Raw genomic sequence first — 6,335 nt, forward strand, 5'->3', positions numbered from 1 at the left:
GCTTTTCCTGCGGCAGGAAATCAAATCACGATCGACAATTGTCACTTACAAGGTAGAAAACGACACGCCTCCGATATTGGGGGACCGAACGCAGCTTCAGCAGCTTGTCGTCAATCTCTGCATCAACGCGATCCAGGCAACGCAGCATTCGGAAGGCGCCCTCCGCAAGATCGCGATCACTACGGCGCTATCGAGGGAAGGCGCGGTTTGCTGTACGATTGAGGACAGCGGTCCGGGCATCCTTGCCGATCATCTTGGTCAGATATTCGACAGCTTTTTCACGACCAAGGAGGGCGGAATGGGTATGGGCCTCGCCATATGCCGCTCCATCGCGACGTCCCACGGGGGAACGATCACTGTCGATAACAGCAGCCGGTTCGGCGGCGCGCGTTTCGTCATCACGCTTCCGACAGTTGACGTTTCGGAAGCGTTCGCCCTTGATTACGGTCGGGTGGTTCACTCTGCGTCGTTTGCAGGGAAAGTCTCAAATTCTGAATCACAGAACGATTGACCATCTAGCGGAACTTCGGCACAAATCCGACAACAAGCAGGAGCAGCCGTCTCAGCGGATGCCCGGGAGGAAATGTATGCGTGTGTCCGCGTTGCTGATGATCGTCGCGATCATTCTCGGTGGCTCAAATGCCGTCGCCCAACAATTCCCGTCGCAGCCGGTGCGTGTGGTCGTGCCGTTCCCGCCGGGCGGCGGAACGGACATTCTGGTCAGGCTGATCCAGGACAAATATTCGGCGAAACTCGGTCAGCCCGTCGTGATCGACAACCGGCCGGGCGCCAGCGGCAATATCGGCGCAGGCGTTGTCGCGAAATCCAAAGCGGACGGTCATACTCTGCTGGTGCAGGCAACGATCGTCGGCATCTATCCCTCAATCTATAGGGACCTTCCGTACGATCCGCAGAAGGACTTCATCTGGGTCGGCGGCGTCGCGGAATCGCCGGCGGTGATCGTCACCAATCCGAACTCGAAATACAAAACCATCGCCGACCTGATGGCCGAGGGCAAAGCGCGGCGGAAACAGGTCAATTTCGCGTCGGCCGGGGTCGGCTCGCCGCAGCACCTCGCGACCGAGCGTCTTGGGCGGCTGAACGACGTCGAGTTCACGCATGTCCCCTACAAAGGGTCCGCGACCGCGATCACCGATCTCCTCTCGGGCGTGCTGGATTTCGGCACACTCAGCTTCAGCTCCGTCCTGCCGCTGATCCAGGAAGGCAAGCTGCGCCCGCTGGCGCTCGCGAGCGACAGGCGCAGCAAGTTGGCGCCGGATGTGCCGACGCTAAAGGAATCCGGTCTAGGCGACGTATCAGGTACCGTGCGCTTCATCATAGGCGCGCCCGCCGGGACGCCGGATGCAGCGATCGAAAAGCTCAGCGCCGATCTCAATGCCGTGGTCAAGGAGCCCGATATCCAGAAGGACTTCGAGAAGCGCGGCTACGAGATGACGCTCGCTTCGCCCAAGGAAGTGCTAGCGATGGTTCGCGAGCAGAAAGAGCTTTGGGAGCCGCTCGTGCGCGAACTGAAGCTGAAATTCGACTAAGAAGCGGCAGTCCTCCCGGAGACGATGGCGGTGCTGCTGGGCTTCATCGGTTGCGGTCACATGGGCGGTGCCATGGCGCTCCGCCTCGCCGAAGCGGGCTATCCCCTTATTATATGCGATCCGGACGCGAGCCGCACGGCGCCCTTGACCGCCAAGGGTGCGGTTGCGGTCGCAACGCCCCGAGATGTGGCGGACCGCGCCGAGATCGTTTTTGCCTGCCTGCCGTCGCAAAAAATCAGCCGCGATGTCGCCTATGGCACGAACGGCGTCATCAACGGCAAAGCCGTTCGCATCTACATCGAGGCATCGACAATCGGCCAGCCGACCATTAGCGAAATCGCCGGCAAGCTTGCTGCTGCTGATATCGCCGTGCTCGACATGCCCGTGAGCGGGGGCCCAAGCTGGGCCCGCGAAGGCAAGCTCACAACGATCCTGTCAGGGGCGCCGGACGCGCGCGAGGCGGTCGCGCCGGTCCTTTCGCGACTCGCCGGCCGCACCATCGTCGTCGGTGACAAGCCGGGCCTCGGACAGGTCGCCAAGATCGTCAATAACGCGCTCTCGCTCACCGCCATGATGATCACGTCGGAAGCAATGGTCGCGGGCGTCAAGGCGGGCGTGGATGCGGACGCGCTGATCGAGGTCATCAACGCCGGGACCGGGCGCAACACGGCGAGCGTCGACAAGTTTCCGAAATCGGTGCTGCCGCGCAAGTTCGCCTATGGCGGACCGATCGGCATCGGGCTCAAGGACATGGAACTCTACATCCGCCTCGGCCGCGAGATGCAGGCATCTACGCCGGTCGGTGAGAAAGTTGCGGAGATGTGGCCTCTCATCACCGACGCCATCGGCGCGCAAAGCGACCTGACTGCGATGGTCCGCTATTTCGAGAAGATCGCGGGTGTCGAGGTGCGCGGACGCCAGCCGAGCGAGCCCACTAAATAGAACGAACAACGGGAGCAACTCCATGAAGAGCGTGATCGCCGCTGCGGCCGTCCTCACAGCATTGTCGGGTTCGGCCCTGGCACAGTCCGACTATCCGAACCGGCCCGTCACCATCATCGTCAACATCACACCCGGCAGCGGCACCGATCTGATCGCTCGCACGGTCGCCGACGGACTTAAGACCACGCTGAAACAGCCGATCGTGGTCGAGAACCGGCCGGGTGCGGGCGGCTCGATCGGCGCCCACGTCGTCGCGAATTCGGAGCCGGATGGCTATCGCCTGTTGGTCACATCGTCCGCAATTGCCTCGCTGCCCGCGGTGCAGAAGTCGCTGCCGTATGACACCGAGAAGGATCTGACGCCGATTGCCGCGCTGGCGGACCTGCCGGCCGTCATTTGGGTTTCGCCGACCAAAGGCATCAAGTCGGTCACCGAACTCATCGAGAAAGCACGCAAGACGCCGGGCGAAGTGATGTTCGGCTCGAGCGGCGTTGCCAGCGCCTCGCATCTCGAAGTCGAGCGCATGCGCGCAGCCGCCAAGATCACACTGACTCACGTCCCCTATCGCGGCGCGCCGGAAGCGATCGCCGATACGGCTGCGGGCCGGGTTGATTTCGTGATCGCTCCGCTGGCATCGGGCCGCGCCTTCATGGACAACAAGCAACTGATCCCGATCGCGTCGACCGCCAAAAAGCGTTCACCGCTGATCCCCGACGTTCCGACCATCGGCGAGAGCGGCCTCAAGATGCGCATGGGCGCGTGGGTCGGCCTGTTTGGTCCAAAGGGCATGCCGGCAGAGCTGGTACAGAAGATTCATGCAGCGACCATGGCCGCGCTGGAGATGCCGGAGGCAAAAGATCGCTTCGCCAAGCTTGGCGGCGACGTGATGCCGCTGTCGCCTGCCGAGTTCAAAAAGATGGTGTCTGACGAGATCGCCGAGAACAAGGAATTGCTGGCGAGCCTGTCGCAGGAAAAGAAGTAATAGCTCCGCGGGCAGCATTCAGATTATCCCTCCCCCCAACGGGGGAGGGATAAGAGGCGCTCTACTCACCGCGCTTCGCGAAGTAAGTCTCGCGATCATATTGCGCGCCGACATGCAGTCCGCCATCGACGATGACATGCGTGCCGGTACAGCCGCGGGACGCGTCGGAGCAGAAGAAAAGTATCGGATCGGCGATCTCGTCGGGCGACAACCAGCGACCGAGCGGAACCTGCTTGGGCACCGCCGCTCTGCTCTTGGCATCGATCTTTGCATCCATCTGTGGGGTCATCACCGGCCCCGGCAACACCGCGTTGACACGAATATTGTCGCGCGAAAGTTCGAATGCCGCATGACGGGTCATTCCGAGCACGCCTGACTTGGCAGCGGTGTAACTGACGCCATTGTTGAATGACATCTGGAACGCTGCCAGCGAACCAACCGTTACGATCTGTCCGCCACCGACGCGACGCATCGCCGGCGCCACGGCCTTGATGCAATAGAATGGCGCCGTCAGGTTCAGTCCGACAATGCGACCCCAGTCTTCGGGGGTTGCGCTTTGGATCGTGGTCGGCGAGCCGCCGCCCGCGACATTGACCAGAATGTCGATTCGACCGAACTCTGCCTCGACCTTGTCGACGGCCTCGCTGACAGCATCCCACTGTGTCACGTCGACGCAATGGATCGACACTGGCCCGGAGGACGCGGCCTTGAGTTGATCAAGCCGGCCCTGATCGCGGTCGAACGCCGCGACTTTCGCGCCGGCAGCGAGGAACCGCTGGACCGTTGCGCTTCCGATCCCGCCGGCGCCCCCCGTTACGATCGCGACGCGGCCTTCAAAGTCCTGTTTACTCATGACATCCTATTTCGCTCAACGGAAAGACCTTTTGTTGAACGGAATGTTAGGGGCTGCTACCAGATTTGCCAATGGCCCAACGGCTGCCGCCCCACAAGGAGAAACCAAAATGACTGCCAGCGTGGATGACATCGCAAAGGTGATGCAGACGCCGCTAAAGCTTAACGCAAAGGCCGGCGACAAGATTTTCGTTATCACCGACACCAAGATGGATCCGATCCTCTGGCAGGGTTTTTCGCGAGCCGCGAAGGATCTCGGAATGGAAGTCGCCGTTGGCGTCATGGAGCCCCGCGTCACGCATTCCTCCAACCCGATGAGCGCGATCCATCGCGCGGCGCTCGACCCCGAGCTCGATCTCATCGTCTATCTCACATCAACCGCTATGGCGCATGCGACCATCACCGAAGAGCTCATCGACAACAACAAGCGTCACCTGTTGATGGAAGAGTTGACGCCCGCGATGCTTTCGCCGGACGGTCCAGCCGGCGCCGACTATGTGGCGATCAACGAAGTCGGCCTGCGCATCGCGAAGGTATTCACCGAAGGCGAAACCTGTCACGTCACCTGTCCGAACGGCACCAATCTCACAGCGAGCATCAAGGGCCGCCCCGGCCGCTCGATCGCCGGCATGCCGGTTCAGTTGAAGCCCGGCGGAGGCGGTGGATGCGCGTTCCCGGACGGCGAAGCCCATGTCTGCCCGGTCGAAGGCACCGGCAACGGCACCGTGGTGTTCGATCTCACCGCACATTCAGTCGGAGCGATCAAGGAGCACCTCAAGCTCACGGTCGAAAACGGCTGGGTGACAAAGATCGAAGGCGGACGCGAAGCCGCGATCTGGCGCGACATTCTCGAAAGGCACGGCGACAAGAACAGCTACAACTGCCCGGCGGAGATCTCGATCGGTCTCAATCCGAAAGTAACGCCGACCGGCTGGATGCGGACTGACAAGAAGATGTACGCTACCTCCCATATCGGAATGGGCGACACCATGGCGCTTGGCGGCACCTGCCACGCCAAACTTCGCCTCGAAGGCGTGATCCGCTATCCGGAAATCTCGGTTGACGGACAGACGCTGACGCGCGGCGGAAAAATCCTGGTCTGATTGGATAAAGGGTCAATCGACATGCGCATGATTTCGGCGGCCGAGACGGTCGATGCACTTTCGATCGCCGAGGCCGCCGGAATCATCGCCGACACTTACAAGGCGCTCGGCAATGGCGAGGTCGAACCGTCGACGCCCTCCGCGATGCGGATCGCCGGGCCGCCGCACCGCATCCAGCTCAAGGGCGCCATCCTGAAGCGAGACGGCATTGCCGGTGCGCGGCTCAGTTCACGCGGCCATCCCCGGCTCATGCTGTGGGATCTCGAGAGCGGCGCACCCATCCTCTTCTTGGAGGAGAACTGGCTCTATGCGTTCCGCACCGGTGTATCGGGCGCGGTAGTGGCGCGCTGGCTCATGCCCCGCACAAACCCGCGCATCGCCCTGATCGGCGCCGGCGCCATCGCGACACATATGGCGCGCGCCTTCGTCGAACTGTGCGCACCGGAAATGATCTTCGTCGCCGCGCGAACGCGGGAATCGGCCGAGCGGCTGGCCCGCAATGTCGGCCAGTGCGTTGCGGTCGCGGATAGTGTCGAACAGGCGGTACGCGGAGCCGATATCGTGGCCACCATCACCACTGCTTCCGAACGCATCGTGAATTCGGACTGGATCAAGCCCGGCGCGAGAGTGTTGTCGATGGGGGGCGGTCCGGAGTTCGATGTCGGCATCTGGCACAATGCCGCGCACCGTTTCGTCGACGATCTCGACTACGCGCTCTATCAGGGCGACCTCTCAAGCTGGGTGACGGACGGAGCGCTGACTGCCCCTGAGATCAAGGCGAGCGTCGAAGGCATCGGCGAAGTCGCCAACGGGCGCTGGCACGGCCGAAAGTCGGCCAACGAATCCGTGCTCGCTGTCATCCAGGGGCTGACCGCGCTCGACCTTGCGCTCGCTCTTGCGATTTAC

7 protein-coding genes are annotated in these 6,335 nt (G+C 62.1%); 6 read left to right on the forward strand and 1 reads right to left on the reverse strand.

The window, feature by feature from the left end; translation table 11 throughout:
* The 4 genes from VNZ93_RS05165 to VNZ93_RS05180 form a co-directional block, all read left to right on the forward strand.
* On the forward strand, nt 1-511 hold a 511-nt coding region (locus VNZ93_RS05165), incomplete at its 5' end, for a sensor histidine kinase (RefSeq protein ID WP_325701031.1).
* Between the two features lie 76 nt (nt 512-587).
* Nucleotides 588-1,550, forward strand: coding sequence for a tripartite tricarboxylate transporter substrate binding protein (locus VNZ93_RS05170; protein WP_325701033.1), 963 nt, complete (start codon nt 588-590; stop codon nt 1,548-1,550).
* Between the two features lie 24 nt (nt 1,551-1,574).
* A complete protein-coding gene (locus tag VNZ93_RS05175; protein WP_325701036.1) occupies nt 1,575-2,492 on the forward strand; it encodes an NAD(P)-dependent oxidoreductase in 918 nt (305 codons plus the stop codon).
* 22 nt (nt 2,493-2,514) lie between these two features.
* Nucleotides 2,515-3,474 (forward strand): tripartite tricarboxylate transporter substrate binding protein, encoded by a 960-nt coding sequence (locus VNZ93_RS05180; RefSeq protein ID WP_325701039.1) that lies wholly within the window; start codon nt 2,515-2,517, stop codon nt 3,472-3,474.
* A 61-nt stretch (nt 3,475-3,535) separates the two neighbouring features.
* On the opposite strand, the gene VNZ93_RS05185 is transcribed toward VNZ93_RS05180, so the two are convergent.
* On the reverse strand, nt 3,536-4,327 hold the full coding sequence (locus VNZ93_RS05185; protein ID WP_325701041.1) for an SDR family oxidoreductase: 792 nt from the start codon (nt 4,325-4,327) through the stop codon (nt 3,536-3,538).
* Nucleotides 4,328-4,436: 109 nt separating this feature from the next.
* Between VNZ93_RS05185 and VNZ93_RS05190 the strand changes: the two genes are divergently transcribed.
* Complete coding sequence (locus VNZ93_RS05190) at nt 4,437-5,429, forward strand: hypothetical protein (RefSeq protein WP_325701044.1); 993 nt, start codon at nt 4,437-4,439, stop codon at nt 5,427-5,429.
* A gap of 21 nt (nt 5,430-5,450) precedes the next feature.
* Nucleotides 5,451-6,335, forward strand: an 885-nt coding sequence (locus tag VNZ93_RS05195) for an NAD(P)-binding domain-containing protein (RefSeq protein ID WP_325701046.1), incomplete at its 3' end; no start/stop codon positions are given.

It is taken from the genome of Pseudorhodoplanes sp. (genome assembly GCF_035565795.1).
Taxonomy (GTDB): Bacteria; Pseudomonadota; Alphaproteobacteria; order Rhizobiales; family Xanthobacteraceae; genus Pseudorhodoplanes.

Coding starts and splice junctions, on each gene's coding strand:
- VNZ93_RS05175 (WP_325701036.1), top strand. CDS start 1,575: ATGGCGGTGCTGCTGGGCTTCATCGGTTGCGGTCACATGGGCGGTGCC.
- VNZ93_RS05190 (WP_325701044.1), top strand. CDS start 4,437: ATGACTGCCAGCGTGGATGACATCGCAAAGGTGATGCAGACGCCGCTA.
- VNZ93_RS05185 (WP_325701041.1), bottom strand. CDS start 4,327: ATGAGTAAACAGGACTTTGAAGGCCGCGTCGCGATCGTAACGGGGGGC.
- VNZ93_RS05180 (WP_325701039.1), top strand. CDS start 2,515: ATGAAGAGCGTGATCGCCGCTGCGGCCGTCCTCACAGCATTGTCGGGT.
- VNZ93_RS05170 (WP_325701033.1), top strand. CDS start 588: ATGCGTGTGTCCGCGTTGCTGATGATCGTCGCGATCATTCTCGGTGGC.